We start from the raw sequence: 14,516 nt of genomic DNA, 5'->3' as shown, positions 1-14,516 counted from the left end.
GGGGCTTAAGCCTCTTTACAAATTGCAAAGTGAATATATTTAAAATCAGGTGCCGAAAAATATCTCAGGGTTGCAGATTTATTTTGACAAATATAATCTAACATTTCCATTGTATTTTTTATATCAAACACATGAAAATGATATTCACCATCGTTAGCCAAAATCATTTTTCTTGCATGGTCTAGTAGCGCATCCCCCTCAAGATTCATACTAGGAAAATTTTCAGTTTTAAGAATGATGTCAAGTGCTTCATCAATCGTATAGTGAAAGATATTCTTTTGATACTTTTCGATCAGCAAAGATGCGGGGGTTGCCTCTCGATTCCTATCAAATGTGAAATACTTATTAGGGATAACGGTATAAACATAACCTCCAACTTTAGTTACTCTTAACTGCTCAACTATCGCAAAAATTGGGTTAGGCGTATGCTCCAAAACATTATCCGAGTAAACGAAATCGAAAAAATTGTTCCCAATAAGCTCGAATCCATATCTTGGGCCCCTTAAAATAAGATCAACCCCAACAAATCCCGACTCTTCCCGTTTTAAACCCAACCTAAATCCTTCAGCAAGAATAGATTTAATTTCGTCCGTATTTCCAATATCGGCATAACTAACCTTACAGCCACGGGCAAAAGAATATGGATTATTACGAGCACCAACCTCAAGCCCATTACCTTTGCAGAAATAATATGCGAGATCAAATGGATTTCGACCGAGAAGAGCCCGGCCAGTTTGTTTTTTAAACATTTTAAAGCGTTTACTTATAGACATTTTTAAATAGGGATGAACTTAATAGGCATGGATAAAATATTTTTGATTCAGCATCTTACACTCCGACCATAAACAGTTAGCGTTTTTTGTACAGCAAATCCCAAACTCCATGACCAAGCTTGACACCACGATTCTCAAACTTCGTAATAGGTCGGTAAGAGGGTCTATCTATGTAACCGGCGTGTTTAGTATCGAGCTGCTCCAGCGTGGGTCTAAATTCTTTTGAGTTCCAAGATTTGGCGGCATCTTCTATTAAAAAGGTTTCTATTTGCACTTGTTCATCGGATGTATTAATGAGGGTTGGCTCTGCATTTAATACCAAAAGCATTTGCTCTGCATAATTGTGCCAGTCGGTCGCTAAATGTAAATAGCCATTCGGCTTTAAACGTGAAACCAGCAATCTGCTAAATTCGGCCTGAATGAGTCGGCGTTTGTGGTGACGCTTTTTATGCCAAGGATCTGCAAAATAAATATGAATGCCGTCCAAAGAGTTTGCTGCAATCATCTTCTCCAGAACCTCAACTGCATCATGCTGAATTAAGCGCAAATTGGTTAATTGGTTTTCGCCAATCAATTTCAGCAAAGCGCCTACCCCAGGCGTATGTACTTCAATCGCCAGAAAATCATCCTCAGCTCGTAAAGCGGCAATTTTGGCAGTGGTCTCACCCATCCCAAAACCAATCTCCAGTATCTTAGGATGCAACGAGCCATCAAAGGCCCGCGGAAGATCTAACGCGGCATCGTGAAATGGCACCAAAAACTGGGGGCCCAAGTCATCAATGGCACGCTGCTGACCAGAAGTTGTTCTGCCCGCTCTCAATACAAAAGAGCGAATACGGTCTGCTCTAGGAAAAGTCACTATCGTAATACCTTTATTTTAAGAAAGGCGTATTCCAGCCAGCCGAACGATAGGCATAAACTACTTCACTTAAAACGATGGAAAGTGAAGTCATAAATGATACTAGACCAAGTACGAAAGTCCAAATGACATAGGTTGCCTGCAATGATCGCACCGCTCCAGCTTGGAAGAAGAATAACTCAAGGACTGTCAGTGAAATAAATACGCCGCTCAACACATTAAAGAAAATTGCAGCAGTACAGAGGCGACCTCGAACTTTTGCTTCTTTTGCCTCTTTTATCATATGCATCAAAATTGCTTGATCCTGAATGCCGCCCTCCTGAATCCGGTGCTGAATAGCACGCATACGATCCACAGATCGAGCCAAGCGCGCGGAGATAGCATTAATCAGAGTTGCTACCGCAGTCAACAAAAAGACTGGGGCTAATGCTAATTGAATATTATTAGTAATAGCGTCAATAGATGCATCCATTTTTATTCCAATCTGCCTCTATTAATATTCATTTTTGAATTAGTGAGACCAAGCCACAAGCCCAGTATATGCACTCACCAATACCAGCACACCAAAGACAATTCGGTACCAGGCAAACGGAATGAAGTTATGCCCAGAAACATAATGAATCAACCAGCGCACACAAATAAAAGCGGAGATAAAGGCGGCGATAAATCCCACCACAATTACCAAAGTAAATTCGCCAGATAAGGGTACAGGGTTTTTCCAAAGCTTGATAAGCTCGTATGCGGTTGCACCACCGATGACAGGGATTGCCAAAAAGAATGAGAACTCTGTAGCCACTGCACGAGGTAAACCGAAGAGCATGCCGCCAATAATAGTTGCTCCCGAACGGGATGTTCCGGGAATTAAGGCTGCACACTGTGCAAGCCCAACTTTGAGAGCGTCCATCGGAGAAAGGTCATCCACTGCTTGAATATGACTCTTTGCTGACAAAACTATTTTTTGTCTGCGCTCCGCCCAAAAAATAACTAATGCTCCCAAGATGAATGCGCTCGCCACAGGAATCGGCGCGAATAATACCGCTTTAATGTGTTTACCAAGTACAAGGGCTAACCCCATTGCTGGAATTGAGGCAATCAGTAGATTGAGAATAAAGCGACGTGAAACAGCGCTGGTTTTGATAGTAGAAACTACCTTCCAGAGCTTTGCTCTGAACTCCCAGCAGACTGCCAAAATAGCTCCAAATTGAATGATGACCTCAAAAGCCTTCCCCCGCTCGTCATTAAAATTGAGCAAGTCACCCACCAAAATGAGGTGGCCTGTACTTGAGATTGGCAAAAACTCTGTTAAACCTTCTACTACTCCGAGTATCAAGGCCTTGCCCAGTAAAATAAGATCCATGACCGCAATTTTATAGTTAGATCAAGCTCTAAAGAGGATTTGGCAAAATGGTGGTCAATTAAGGCGTTTTACCCAAATAAGCCTTAAACTTCAAGACACACAGCAATGCATCTGAATGAAATGATCCCACCCCGCTTTCGCCTACCCCAAATCAGCACCTTAGGTTTAATCCTAAGCCAAGCGCTTGGCATATCCATCATACCGCCAAGCGCTCTTGCACAAAGCACCAATGCGGCAAAACCTTCACTACCAAGCCAAATAAGCACTCAATCCTTGCTTGGCTTAGATGTACCACCACAAATTGTAATTACCCCTAAACAGGCAATTCCCACCAATAGTGCGTCTTCGAACCTAAGCGGTAACGGTTTAGTCAGTAGCAGACAAGCATCAGATCTCATTCGACTCTATCAAGAGGCTGCATTTAGTGATCCCGTCTTAAATGCGGCTCGCTTTAATTATCAAGCGAGCAAAGAACTCTATTGGCAAGGACTTTCCTTACTCCTTCCTCAGGCTAGCGCAGTTCCTGGTGGTACACGCTACTATCAACACACAGCTGGCAACGCGCCCGCGGGAGCTGTGACAGGGTCTCGTGTATACGACCAAAAAAACTACACAGTCACCCTAACGCAGCCTATATTTAATATGGCAGCCTTAGAGGCATTTAAGCAAGGTGACCTCAATACCAAAATTGCAGACATGCGCTTTTATTTAGCGCAACAGGATTTAATTCTTAGGGTATCGCAAGCGTATTTTGATGCACTCACAAGTCAAGATAATGTTGAGTTATATCGCAATAAAAAGGGTTTAATCAAACAACAGCTCGAAATCGCCCAAGCTAAATTTGATGCCGGCCTTGCTAATATTGTTGATGTCAATACAGCTCAAGCTGCCCTTGATCTAGCTAACTCTCAAGAAATTACCGCGAAGGCAGATCTTGTTGTTAAACGAGGCGTGCTAGAGCAATTAGTGGGTCACCCGGTGGGACCATTAAAACCCTTGATCAAAGAAGCGAAGATTGACGGCGTCTTAAGGGACCCCCGCTCTAAAATTAAAGGCGGTAATAGCATGCCAATTGTGGAGAGTGTAAATCCGCAATTACCAAAAGGTCAAACCTTAGACGACTGGATCTTGCAGGCAGAGACAGCCAACTTTAACGTATTGGCCGGCCAATTGTCAGTCAACTTAGCAGAGAGTTCTTACCGAGCATCACAAGCGCTGAACTATCCATCGGTGAACTTTGTTGGAACGGCCGGGTATAACACTTCAAATGGAACAGCTAATAGCTTAACGCCTGCGCAAACGAACATTTACAACAACACTATTGCGCTGCAAATGAGTATCCCGCTCGTATCAGGCGGATTCAATAACTCAGTAATTCGTCAAAATGCAGCGTTGGTTGATGTAGCTAAAGCCAATTACGATAATGCTCGACGTACTGCCGCCCAAAATACTAGGGCAGCCTTTACTGGCTTCTACGGAGGCTTAGCGAGCGTCAAGGCCTATGAAGCAGCCGAGCGCTCATCAAACTCAGCCCTCGAATCGAGTAAATTGGGATTCCAAGTAGGGACATTAATCAACATTGATGTGTTGATTGCGTTGGACACTTTGATCACTACCCGCTCGCAACTACAGCAGGCACGATATAGCACCATTCTTAATGCAATTAGACTTAAGGCTCATGCTGCTGCGCTATCAGATGAGGATCTGATAGCTATTAATACTCTACTTCGCTAAACACAAAAAGTTAAGATTGCTGCAAAAGTTTAAGAGAGGCACTTATAACTTCTTGCACGCTTGGAGGTTTTTGCATATCCCCAAGATTAAAAATCTGCTTAGACCAATACCCCTCTGTCTTCCAGCGCGGTGAATCGCAGTAGATTTCAATAGTAGGTCTATCAAGAGCTGCTGCAAGATGGGTAAGTCCAGTATCAACCCCAACCGTTAGTGCCGCACCAGAAATGACCGAGAAAGCATCCTCAATAGAAAAGGCAGGTGGTACAACTGCGCCTGGAATCTGCGCAGCAAGCAATTGGCTAACTTTCTTCTCTGAAGCATTTCCCCAGGGGAAGACCACTTGATAGCCACGAACAGATAAATCTTTACCGAGTTCAAGCCAATAGTCGTTTGACCAGCGTTTAGATTCCCTAGCAGTTGAATGAAAACAAAGTACGTAAGGATTCTTTAAACCCTCTACAGTATTTGGCCAAATATTACTAGAAAAATCTTTGGCATAAAACCGAGGCGCATCACCTCGATCCAGTAAAGGCCAATCTAAGGCTGAGGACATCACCCAGCGTGAACGATCTACGGCATGGCATTGCATGGGGACTTGCACAGATTGGCTGTAGAACAATCTAGCAAGCGGCTCGTATCCTGAAAAATCTGTTGCATTAGCCAGGCCCGCAACGATCGTATTCGAACTCTTTTTTGCAAGGGCACACACAATGGCAGACTTTAGTAAGCCCTGGGTCTCAATCAAGATATCATAAGCAGTTGACTGAAGTGACATACAAAAAGAAAAGAATTCATGCCAGGTTGATAGCTTGAATAAATTCTTCTTCCAGCGACGCAAGCCAAAGGGAATAATACGATCAATTCCCCTGAAATCCTGTCGGGATAAAAGAGGACTTAGCAAATGAACATAAGCCTCTTCGACCACCCAATCAATTTGAGCATCAGGAAGTCGTGCACGTAAATCCCACATAATCGGTAAGTTATGCAGCACATCCCCGAGAGACGATAGTTTAACCAGCAGAATTTTAGGGGGGGCGCTCATACGGACATCATCTTATCTTTTGAAAATACCTCAAGCCAATTAAAGCTTAGGGGCAGCATCCCACGATAAACCAGCAGAATCTTTGTCATTCATACTGGGTGCAATACCTTCGGGTAAGGGCCACTGAATCGCCACTACCGGGTCATTCCAAGCCAAGCAGACTTCGCTTTTAGGATGGTAATAATCCGTAGTTTTATAGAGAAACTCGGCTGTCTCAGATAAAACTAAGAAGCCATGCGCTAAGCCGGGAGGGACCCACAATTGCTTGTGATTTTCAGCGCTAAGCTCAACCCCAACCCACTTGCCGAAGCTTGGCGAATCTTTGCGGGCATCCACGGCAACATCAAAAACGCTACCCAACACAACGCGCACTAATTTACCCTGAGTCTGCTCTAGCTGATAATGTAAGCCCCGCAAAGTCCACTGCCGTGAAAAGGAGTGGTTATCCTGAACAAACTTTACAGCCAAGCCAGTAGCAAGCGCAAAGTCTTGGGTATTAAAAGACTCGGTAAACCAACCACGCTCGTCACCAAATACCTTTGGCTCAATGATTACTACATCATGAATTACTGTTGAAGTAACTAGCAGCTTAGAGATGGCGGCACTCATGCAATCATCTTCTTATGAAGTAAAGAGACGGGTTGGTCAGAAGTATTGAGCTCATTTAAAATCTTATTTAAATACTGACCATAGCTATTTTTACTCAGTTGCATAGCAACCTTTAAAACCTCTTCAGCACTAATCCATCCCTGACGATAAGCAATCTCTTCGGGACAAGCAACCATCAAACCCTGACGCTTCTGCAAAGTAGCAATAAAGCCTGCCGCATCCAATAATGAATCATGTGTGCCAGTATCCAGCCAAGCAAATCCACGACCCATGATTTCTACGCTCAACTCATTCTTCTCAAGATACACGCGGTTGATATCGGTAATCTCTAATTCACCACGAGCGCTAGGTTTGATCGAGGATGCAATGTCACATACCCGATTGTCATAGAAGTATAGACCGGTGACTGCATAACTACTTCTTGGCTTAATAGGCTTTTCTTCGATTGAGAGTGCCTTGTACTCCTTATCAAATTCAACGACACCATAACGCTCCGGATCAGTGACGTGATATGCAAAAACTGTTGCGCCGCTATTACGATGATTCGCACTATCAAGCTGGTCTACCAGCTCATGCCCGTAAAAAATATTATCACCAAGTACTAATGCACTCGGATTGTTACCAACAAATTTTTCACCCAAAATAAATGCTTGAGCCAAACCATCTGGAGACGGCTGAACGCAGTACTCAATATTTAAACCCCATTGAGAACCATTGCCAAGTAGCTCTGAGAAACGTGGTGTGTCATGCGGAGTTGAAATCAATAAAATGTCTCGAATCCCTGCGAGCATTAAGGTAGTCAAAGGGTAGTACACCATCGGCTTGTCATAGACAGGCATGAGCTGCTTCGATACCGCTTTAGTGACGGGGTATAAGCGAGTGCCTGATCCACCCGCCAAAATAATTCCCTTGCGATGTATTTGATTTACCGCCATAGCGCTCTTTCTAATTAAGTCCATCTTGAACTACATTGTGGACATAGACCCGAACCGCCTCATCCCAAGGCTTATTCAATAGACGTAATTTTGACATATCGCCTCGCCCCTCAAAGACTTGATGTAACTTATCAGTCGACATTCTTGAATTCATGGGTCTAGAAGCAGGTAATGGGTATTCGATCGCAGGAATAGGTTTAATTGCTTTAGGAGTCAATTTTAGCGCTGCGCCAGCTTCTAAAGCAGCCTGCACTGCCAGGGATGCAAGCCCATGCCAGCTAGTCTCGCCAGCAGGAACTGCGTGATAAATGCCGGATGGAAACTCTCTTAAAGCGCCATGAGAATACATTACCAAATTTAAGCTAACCTGAGCCAACCATTGTGCACTAGCTGGGACACCATACTGGTCTTCAATCACCTTTAACTCTTCGCGATCTTTCGCTAAACGCAAAATAGTGCGAATAAAATTTCCACCATCACCATATACCCAGCTAGTGCGCAAAATAGCGTACTGACTACCGACCCCTGGCAATTGGTTAGCCACCTTAGAAAAGGCTTTCGCAATTGCTTCTTCACCTGCCATTTTGCTCTTACCATAGACTCCCAGTGGATTACGAAGATCGTTCTCTAAATAAAACCCATACTTCTCGCCATCGAATACATAATCTGTTGAGAAGTGTAAAAAAGTTGCGCCATACTGAGCGGCATATCGAGCCATTAATTCTGGGGCTCTCGCATTTACCGCAAACGCCAAATCTGCCTCTGTTTCAGCTTTGTCAACGGCAGTATATGCAGACGCATTAATGATAAGTTCAGGTCCAAATTGATCCAACATATTTGCGATGGCTTGTTCGCTAGTCAGATCGCATTGAGACCGCCCAAGGTATTGAATGTTTAACTGTTTAGCTAAACCCAAATTGCAATCACTAAGAGCGGCATGGAAAGCCTTACCTAGTTGACCATCTTTACCAAATACTAAAATTTTCATGGGTGACGTATTGGAGTTATCTGTACTGCTTTTTTAGCCAATCGCGATATGAGCCACTCAATACACTCTCTACCCACGCTGGATTATCTAAATACCATTGAACTGTTTTTCGAATCCCTGTATCAAAGGTTTCCTCAGGACGCCAGGCTAACTCGCGCTCTACTTTACTAGCATCGATCGCATAACGTCGATCATGACCGGGGCGATCCTTAACAAAAGTAATTTGCTCTGCATAAGATTTACCATCTGAGCGGGGCTTTAGTTGATCCAAAATAGTGCAAATAGTTTTTACAACATCAATATTGGCTTTTTCATTCCAACCACCGATATTGTAAGTCTCACCTAATTTACCTTTAGTCAATACCTCCCGAATTGCGGAGCAATGATCTCCAACATAGAGCCAATCTCGTATCTGTTGACCATCGCCATAAATAGGTAATGGCTTACTATTGAGTGCATTGAGGATCACCAGTGGAATTAATTTCTCAGGGAAGTGATAAGGGCCGTAGTTGTTAGAGCAATTGGTTGTAACCACCGGAAAACCGTAGGTATGAAACCAGGCGCGCACTAAATGGTCCGATGCAGCCTTGGATGCAGAATATGGACTATTAGGCTCATAGGCATCCGTTTCCGTGAAGGCTGGGTCCGTCAAAGATAGGGAACCATAGACTTCATCAGTAGACACGTGATGAAAGCGAAACACTTTCTTGGCAGACTCATTTAATCCATTCCAATACTCACGGGCAGACTCAAGCAAATTGAAGGTGCCAATAATATTCGTTGCCACAAACTCAGCAGGGTCATGAATTGAGCGATCGACATGGCTTTCTGCAGCAAAATTCACAATCGCACGTGGTTGATAGTCTTTTAAGAGCTTGGGGACTAATTCTTTATCTCCAATATCGCCATGAATGAAAATATGGCGCAGATCATTATTAAGGGGCTCTAAATTGGCTAAGTTACCAGCGTAGGTCAGCTTATCGAGATTAACTACCCCCTCAGACGCAGAGTCAGCCAGCCAATTTAAGGCGAAGTTACTTCCAATAAAGCCGGCGCCACCTGTTATTAAAATCATAATTAGCCAATATATGTAATACGAAATGTAATATGACGAGAATGTGTATGAGATTTTCCCAAATCAAGGCAAAATCCCAAAAACTCTAGAATTCTTTGTCACAGTCGCATCTTAACAAAACATTACCAATATTAAATCGTGAATCCCAATAAATACAGCCTAACCTTTGCTTGCTATAACTCTGTGGAATACACAAAAATGTGTATCGATAGCATGGTTAAGCAAGGTACCCCCTTGGATCGACTCGTGGTAGTGGATAACTGCTCAACTGACGGCACACGAGATTACCTTGCCACCCTTCCTCTTGGAGGAAGAATATTTAATGCAAGCAACCTCGGCTGTGGCACCGCCTGGAATCAGGGAGCCTTAGCACTGCAAAGTGAATGGAGCATCATTATGAATAATGATGTCCTAGTATCACCATTATGGATTGAGAATCTTATTCACGCCGCAGAATCTAAAAGTCTTAGAGTAATTAGTCCCGCCTTAATTGAGGGGCCGCTAGATTATGACTTTGATGTATTCAGTCAAAAAACCACGGCTGATATAAAAGAGATACATCGCTTAGGCAGCAAGCATGCTGTGTGCTTAGCCATTCACAACTCCGTATGGATGGATGTCGGATATTTCCAACCCATACCGAAACTACTTGGGTATGAAGACACTTTGTTCTTTAATGAACTCAAAAAATCAAATATTCAAACTTCGATAACGGGGGCATCGTGGTTGCATCACTTTGGGTCGATTACCCAAACCGCTATGAAGCAAGAGAGGGGACTATCTGAGAAAGATGGATTAGCCAACCGCTATAACTACAAGTTGCTCAACCAAAGCTGGATTCAAAGAAAGCTAGTCAAGATTCAAGCAAAAAAACATCAATCTCAATCTTGCCAAGACGAAGTCAAAAAATATGGCATGTCTGTGCACGGCTTAAGAAAAAATCATACTTTTGAATGGATTTAATTAAGCCCTCTCAATAAGACTTACCAACCCTGCGCTGTTAGCATTCAGGGAAAATTTTTCAATCACAAGCTTTTTACCTTCTTGTGCCATATGCTTTGCGGCGATTGGGTTACATAGCATCCAAATAATGGCATTAGCCCACTCCCCGACATTTGCAGACTCAATCATCAAACCCGTCACTTGATTTACCATCGTCTCAGGAATACCGCCAGTATTACTAACAATCACTGGTACCTCTAAATATTGCGCCTCGATTTGGAACATGCCTAAAGGCTCAATCAAAGATGGAAGAACTGCAATGTCACTCACCCTTAAAAGGGGTGCAATTTTTTTTAAGATTCCAGTCATCAGCACATTATCGCTAAGCCCTAATCTCATAATCTCTGCCTCTAGCAGGGGCTTATCCTGACCCTCACCCGCAATGACATATCGTACATTCGGAAATACCTCCTTGACGCGTACAAGAGCCTTTAAAATGGTGCTGTGGCCTTTTTCACCCCTGAGAATAGCGCCATGAGATATGACTGGACCCCGATGAGTATCCAACCAAATTTGTACACGCTCCGGCAATACTGCATCCTGATCTTCTAATCCAGAAAAATTAATCCCAGGATAAAGTACATGCAGCTTATGAATATTGATAGCTGAATTAGCCATAAACTTAGAGCGCAAATAATAACTAGGTATTAGCGTGCCCGCAAAAAGATAGTTATAGGCAAACGATAGAGGGTAGCCATGCTGAAAAGTTTTCACTCGAAAAACGGGAATGCGCTTACGGCCAAGAAAAATTTGCGCCATTCCTACTAAAGCAGAAATTAAGGCGTCGTGACTGCCATGACAAAACATCGCTACGGGATTTTTCTCCTTTGCTAAGCGTAAAAGCCGCATTAAACTAGGAATATGAAACGCATTTCGAAACGGCATCTCAATGAAACATAGACCTTCATCCTTTGCACGAGAAGCTATTGCGCTCTTGGGCTTACATAGTAATATTGGCTGATACCCGCACTCATGAAGAGAATGCATCTGCTGAAGCGCCTGTAACTCTTGGCCTCCAATATTCATGGAGGAGTCGGAGAATAGAACTACCTTTTCATTACCCATAAAGCCACTCAAATTAATTAAAAACCACTTTGGGCCTTTGACTGTTCTGCGCTAGAAGATTTATGAAGTACTTGCGCCATTAAGGTTACGATCATCAGACCATAAAACGTGCAAAGATACTTTAAGGAGAGCTGCTCATTAGAAAATCCAGCAATAAAAACACCGACAATGTAATATAGGCCAACCCTTGATGCCATCTTTTTATCGAGATCAATGTCATTGCGATGCCTATAAAAAATAATAAGGGGGAGCAGCAAAAGTCCGAGATAAGCAACCAAACCAAATATGCCGGTTGACAACAGTTTACTCAAAATATCACTATGTGGCCCAGCTAATGCCAGTATATTAATTGCAGTCTTATTTTCCGGGATATTAAGAGCGCTATTTTGTAAGAACTGCAACATATTTTTTTCTTCGCCATAACCAAATAAGACGCTTTCATTGGCGAATTGAAGGCTAAATTTCCAGATGCTCAGTCTAGAACCGATTGAGGTATCTAATTCAACACCGTTTATCCAATTGCGTACCTCATGATATCCAGCAATACTTCGATCAATTAGCGCTAAATGATTTAAGAAAAAATACCCTAACAAAAAATAAACTGAAAATTAATAAAGTAATAGTGCATAGTTGATACCAGAGTTTTTTTCTCTGCAAATTAGTAGCATGCGCAATATCTCCGGCTTTTAAAAATATAAACAGGGCGAATATAAAGGGGGTAGCGAGCCATGCACCACGAGATCCAGATCCAAAGGCGACATAGAACCCCATTAAACAGCCCAACACCTGAACTCCCAGCAAAGAACTGGACTGATTCTGATTCCAGCCAATCATCACTATAGATAAAAGCGTAAGAATAAAAACTTGGGATCCTAATGTGTTTGGATCCACAAAATACATCGAAAATCTTCCCGACCAATACGGATCTAAAGGCTTCACTACTATTATAGAAAAAATAAGTATAAGGCCGGCTGGTATGGCGATCCTTAGAATTTTAATATACGGAATATTTAACTCTTTGAGGAAAATAAAAATAATTCCAGCAAATAAGACTCGAGATGGCCCATCCAATGCCGCAAAATGTATTGCCCCACGAAATGTTTGCGATATTAAAATTGAAATGAACAAGCCCGAAAATATAAAAAGGGTCAGTAAATCCTGCGGGTAAAGGAGCTGAATCTTTTTCAACCCAACTCGCCAGAATTGGTAAAATGTGATGAGAAGCAAAGCAAATAACGAAACATGCACACCATGACGCACTGTCAAAAAAGTGACGGGAAACATGAAGATGGCAAACATTACTAACCAGTCTAGCTTGGTGTAAGTACGCATTGAATTGTTTTTCATAGCTTTCTTGAGGGACTAATGCAATGAATTATCATCGACAGCACGTTTGACAGAGCATTATATTAATAGAGGATAAGTACCGTGTTTAAAGCAGAATACCATTACAGCATTTATCAACCCTCACCTCTACATTAAATCTACTATGAAGACGATTCTCGTCACAGGTGGTGCTGGATATATTGGCTCCCATACGGTATTGACCCTGTTAGAGAGAGGTTATAAAGTACTGATATTGGATAATCTGTGTAATAGCAAGCTCTCCGCACTTGAGGGTATCCAAAAGATTTCAGGATCCAACCCAATATTTTACGAAGGCGATATTAATAATCGAATATTGCTTGGTACGATCTTTGCTAATCACCCAATTTCAGGGGTAATTCATTTGGCTGGACTTAAAAGCGTTGACGAATCCCAAAGTGAGCCGTTAAGGTACTACAACAACAATGTCGTTGGCAGCATTAGCCTTCTAGAGGAAATGCTAAAAGCTAAGGTAGATGCTTTTGTCTTTTCTTCATCAGCTACAGTCTACGGTGAGTCTCGCACTACTGAGTATCATGAGGATATGGTCACCGCTCCCATTAATGTTTATGGGCGCACGAAATTAATGATTGAGGATATTCTTAGAGATATATCGAGAGTAAATCCACACCTCAAAATTGCCTGCTTACGCTACTTTAACCCGGTTGGTGCCCACCTCTCCGGACTCATTGGAGAAAATCCCGTTGGAACCCCAAATAATCTGATCCCTTACATTGGACAAATTGCCATGGGTCGCCTCTCAAGGCTAAAAGTGTTTGGAGGTGACTTTCCGACTCATGACGGCACAGGACTCAGGGACTATGTTCATGTTGATGATTTAGCTATGGGTCATTTCTTGGCCTTGGAATATCTAGAGTGCAATCCAGGTATGCTTGTGGTGAATCTTGGAACAGGAAAACCCAATAGCGTCCTTGAAATGGTCGCAACCTTTGAAAAAGTTAGCGGCAAAAAAATTCCATACGATATAGTTGGGCGTCGACCCGGCGACCTAGCTGAGTATTATGCAAATTGTGACTTAGCGAGAGTAGTATTAGGCTGGCAACCAAAGCATGGAATTGAAAGAATGTGTGAGGATGCCTGGCGCTTCTATAGTCAATTGGGCGCTCAGAGCTCATAGACAATATCAACTTAGAGTGGCTCATTTACAGATGCATAAATTTAAAAAAATATTAGTGGTTTGCCCGGCAGGTGCTGTATCTGGTGGGCCAGAAGCGCTTCATCAATTAACTGCGCACATGAATAGCCTAGGGCTGCCTGCATTCATGTGCTACCAGCCATTCACTGCATCAGCTAAACCACCAGCTGCATATGAATGCTACCAAACACAGTCAGCACCCTACGAGGATATGGCCGGAAACTTAATCATTTTCCCGGAAATTGACCCAATGCCAGCCCTGAAAGTAAAAAATGCCCAAGCAGCGCTTTGGTGGCTATCCTTAGAAAATTTCTTGGAGCGTCGCCATACATGGCTGCTTCATGACCGAGTTCGTTATTTTAAAAGAGTGCTTCAAGGACGCAGGCCCTGGTCTGGCGCAAAAAATTTAAAGGGACTTTTGCATTTTTCCCAAACAGAACACTCAACCCAATATCTCAAATCCTGCGGAATTGAGCCAATTCCATTAATCGACTCGATTAATGAGGATTTCCTTACGAATAAATACCTCGATCGGATTGATCACAAAAAAACATAA

16 protein-coding genes are annotated in these 14,516 nt (G+C 42.8%); 4 read left to right on the top strand and 12 right to left on the bottom strand.

All coding sequences use genetic code 11. From position 1 onward, the window contains the following. Positions 1-5: 5 nt before the first annotated feature. The 4 genes from CL55_RS01415 to CL55_RS01400 all read right to left on the bottom strand — a co-directional run bounded on the left by CL55_RS01415 (position 6) and on the right by CL55_RS01400 (position 2,989). A complete protein-coding gene (locus tag CL55_RS01415; protein WP_156156245.1) occupies positions 6-749 on the bottom strand; it encodes a methyltransferase domain-containing protein in 744 nt (247 codons plus the stop codon). A 100-nt stretch (positions 750-849) separates the two neighbouring features. Continuing rightward, a complete protein-coding gene (gene trmB, locus CL55_RS01410) occupies positions 850-1,632 on the bottom strand; it encodes a tRNA (guanosine(46)-N7)-methyltransferase TrmB (protein WP_237150520.1) in 783 nt (260 codons plus the stop codon). A gap of 13 nt (positions 1,633-1,645) precedes the next feature. Further along, on the bottom strand, positions 1,646-2,104 hold the full coding sequence (locus tag CL55_RS01405; protein ID WP_046329540.1) for a DUF2721 domain-containing protein: 459 nt from the start codon (positions 2,102-2,104) through the stop codon (positions 1,646-1,648). Between the two features lie 39 nt (positions 2,105-2,143). After that, a complete protein-coding gene (locus CL55_RS01400) occupies positions 2,144-2,989 on the bottom strand; it encodes an undecaprenyl-diphosphate phosphatase (protein WP_046329539.1) in 846 nt (281 codons plus the stop codon). 105 nt (positions 2,990-3,094) lie between these two features. On the opposite strand from CL55_RS01400, the gene CL55_RS01395 reads away from it, so the two are divergent. Next, positions 3,095-4,723 (top strand): TolC family protein, encoded by a 1,629-nt coding sequence (locus CL55_RS01395; protein WP_237150519.1) that lies wholly within the window; start codon positions 3,095-3,097, stop codon positions 4,721-4,723. 10 nt (positions 4,724-4,733) lie between these two features. Here the strand turns inward: CL55_RS01395 and waaC are convergent, their stop codons facing one another. From waaC to rfbB, 5 genes are read right to left on the bottom strand one after another with little or no spacing between them, the layout of a single operon-like run. Further along, on the bottom strand, positions 4,734-5,765 hold the full coding sequence (gene waaC / locus CL55_RS01390; protein WP_046329538.1) for a lipopolysaccharide heptosyltransferase I: 1,032 nt from the start codon (positions 5,763-5,765) through the stop codon (positions 4,734-4,736). 39 nt (positions 5,766-5,804) lie between these two features. Beyond that, entirely contained in the window at positions 5,805-6,374 is a 570-nt protein-coding gene (gene rfbC, locus CL55_RS01385; RefSeq protein WP_156156244.1) for a dTDP-4-dehydrorhamnose 3,5-epimerase, read from the bottom strand. Next, positions 6,371-7,294, bottom strand: coding sequence for a glucose-1-phosphate thymidylyltransferase RfbA (gene rfbA, locus CL55_RS01380; RefSeq protein ID WP_046331058.1), 924 nt, complete (start codon positions 7,292-7,294; stop codon positions 6,371-6,373). Before rfbA ends, rfbC begins: the two co-directional genes overlap by 4 nt. A gap of 25 nt (positions 7,295-7,319) precedes the next feature. Then, positions 7,320-8,297, bottom strand: a complete 978-nt coding sequence (gene rfbD / locus CL55_RS01375; RefSeq protein ID WP_046329537.1) for a dTDP-4-dehydrorhamnose reductase — start codon at positions 8,295-8,297, stop codon at positions 7,320-7,322. Positions 8,298-8,313: 16 nt separating this feature from the next. Next, positions 8,314-9,372 (bottom strand): dTDP-glucose 4,6-dehydratase, encoded by a 1,059-nt coding sequence (rfbB, locus tag CL55_RS01370; protein WP_046329536.1) that lies wholly within the window; start codon positions 9,370-9,372, stop codon positions 8,314-8,316. Between the two features lie 138 nt (positions 9,373-9,510). Between rfbB and CL55_RS01365 the strand changes: the two genes are divergently transcribed. After that, positions 9,511-10,335, top strand: a complete 825-nt coding sequence (locus CL55_RS01365; RefSeq protein ID WP_082091864.1) for a glycosyltransferase family 2 protein — start codon at positions 9,511-9,513, stop codon at positions 10,333-10,335. Here the strand turns inward: CL55_RS01365 and CL55_RS01360 are convergent, their stop codons facing one another. From CL55_RS01360 to CL55_RS01350, 3 genes are read right to left on the bottom strand one after another with little or no spacing between them, the layout of a single operon-like run. Next, positions 10,336-11,439 carry a glycosyltransferase family 4 protein gene (locus CL55_RS01360; protein WP_046329535.1) on the bottom strand — a complete coding sequence of 368 codons (1,104 nt, stop codon included), beginning with the start codon at positions 11,437-11,439 and terminating at the stop codon, positions 10,336-10,338. Positions 11,440-11,456: 17 nt separating this feature from the next. Beyond that, positions 11,457-12,032, bottom strand: a complete 576-nt coding sequence (locus CL55_RS01355; RefSeq protein ID WP_046329534.1) for an O-antigen ligase family protein — start codon at positions 12,030-12,032, stop codon at positions 11,457-11,459. Further along, positions 11,992-12,771 carry a hypothetical protein gene (locus tag CL55_RS01350; protein WP_205621282.1) on the bottom strand — a complete coding sequence of 260 codons (780 nt, stop codon included), beginning with the start codon at positions 12,769-12,771 and terminating at the stop codon, positions 11,992-11,994. Before CL55_RS01350 ends, CL55_RS01355 begins: the two co-directional genes overlap by 41 nt. Before the next feature lie 157 nt (positions 12,772-12,928). On the opposite strand from CL55_RS01350, the gene galE reads away from it, so the two are divergent. Continuing rightward, positions 12,929-13,942 carry a UDP-glucose 4-epimerase GalE gene (galE, locus tag CL55_RS01345; RefSeq protein ID WP_046329532.1) on the top strand — a complete coding sequence of 338 codons (1,014 nt, stop codon included), beginning with the start codon at positions 12,929-12,931 and terminating at the stop codon, positions 13,940-13,942. Between the two features lie 31 nt (positions 13,943-13,973). Beyond that, entirely contained in the window at positions 13,974-14,516 is a 543-nt protein-coding gene (locus CL55_RS01340; protein ID WP_046329531.1) for a hypothetical protein, read from the top strand.

This window comes from Polynucleobacter duraquae, assembly GCF_000973625.1.
Taxonomy (GTDB): Bacteria; Pseudomonadota; Gammaproteobacteria; order Burkholderiales; family Burkholderiaceae; genus Polynucleobacter; species Polynucleobacter duraquae.
This window is presented reverse-complemented; position numbering and strand designations above follow the sequence as displayed.

Excerpts from the sequence above, each read along its gene's own strand:
- CL55_RS01415 (WP_156156245.1), bottom strand. The coding sequence starts at position 749 with ATGTTTAAAAAACAAACTGGCCGGGCTCTTCTCGGTCGAAATCCATTT.
- CL55_RS01405 (WP_046329540.1), bottom strand. The coding sequence starts at position 2,104 with ATGGATGCATCTATTGACGCTATTACTAATAATATTCAATTAGCATTA.
- CL55_RS01400 (WP_046329539.1), bottom strand. The coding sequence starts at position 2,989 with ATGGATCTTATTTTACTGGGCAAGGCCTTGATACTCGGAGTAGTAGAA.
- CL55_RS01395 (WP_237150519.1), top strand. The coding sequence starts at position 3,095 with ATGCATCTGAATGAAATGATCCCACCCCGCTTTCGCCTACCCCAAATC.
- waaC (WP_046329538.1), bottom strand. The coding sequence starts at position 5,765 with ATGAGCGCCCCCCCTAAAATTCTGCTGGTTAAACTATCGTCTCTCGGG.
- rfbC (WP_156156244.1), bottom strand. The coding sequence starts at position 6,374 with ATGAGTGCCGCCATCTCTAAGCTGCTAGTTACTTCAACAGTAATTCAT.
- rfbD (WP_046329537.1), bottom strand. The coding sequence starts at position 8,297 with ATGAAAATTTTAGTATTTGGTAAAGATGGTCAACTAGGTAAGGCTTTC.
- rfbB (WP_046329536.1), bottom strand. The coding sequence starts at position 9,372 with ATGATTTTAATAACAGGTGGCGCCGGCTTTATTGGAAGTAACTTCGCC.
- CL55_RS01360 (WP_046329535.1), bottom strand. The coding sequence starts at position 11,439 with ATGGGTAATGAAAAGGTAGTTCTATTCTCCGACTCCTCCATGAATATT.
- CL55_RS01350 (WP_205621282.1), bottom strand. The coding sequence starts at position 12,771 with ATGCGTACTTACACCAAGCTAGACTGGTTAGTAATGTTTGCCATCTTC.
- galE (WP_046329532.1), top strand. The coding sequence starts at position 12,929 with ATGAAGACGATTCTCGTCACAGGTGGTGCTGGATATATTGGCTCCCAT.
- CL55_RS01340 (WP_046329531.1), top strand. The coding sequence starts at position 13,974 with ATGCATAAATTTAAAAAAATATTAGTGGTTTGCCCGGCAGGTGCTGTA.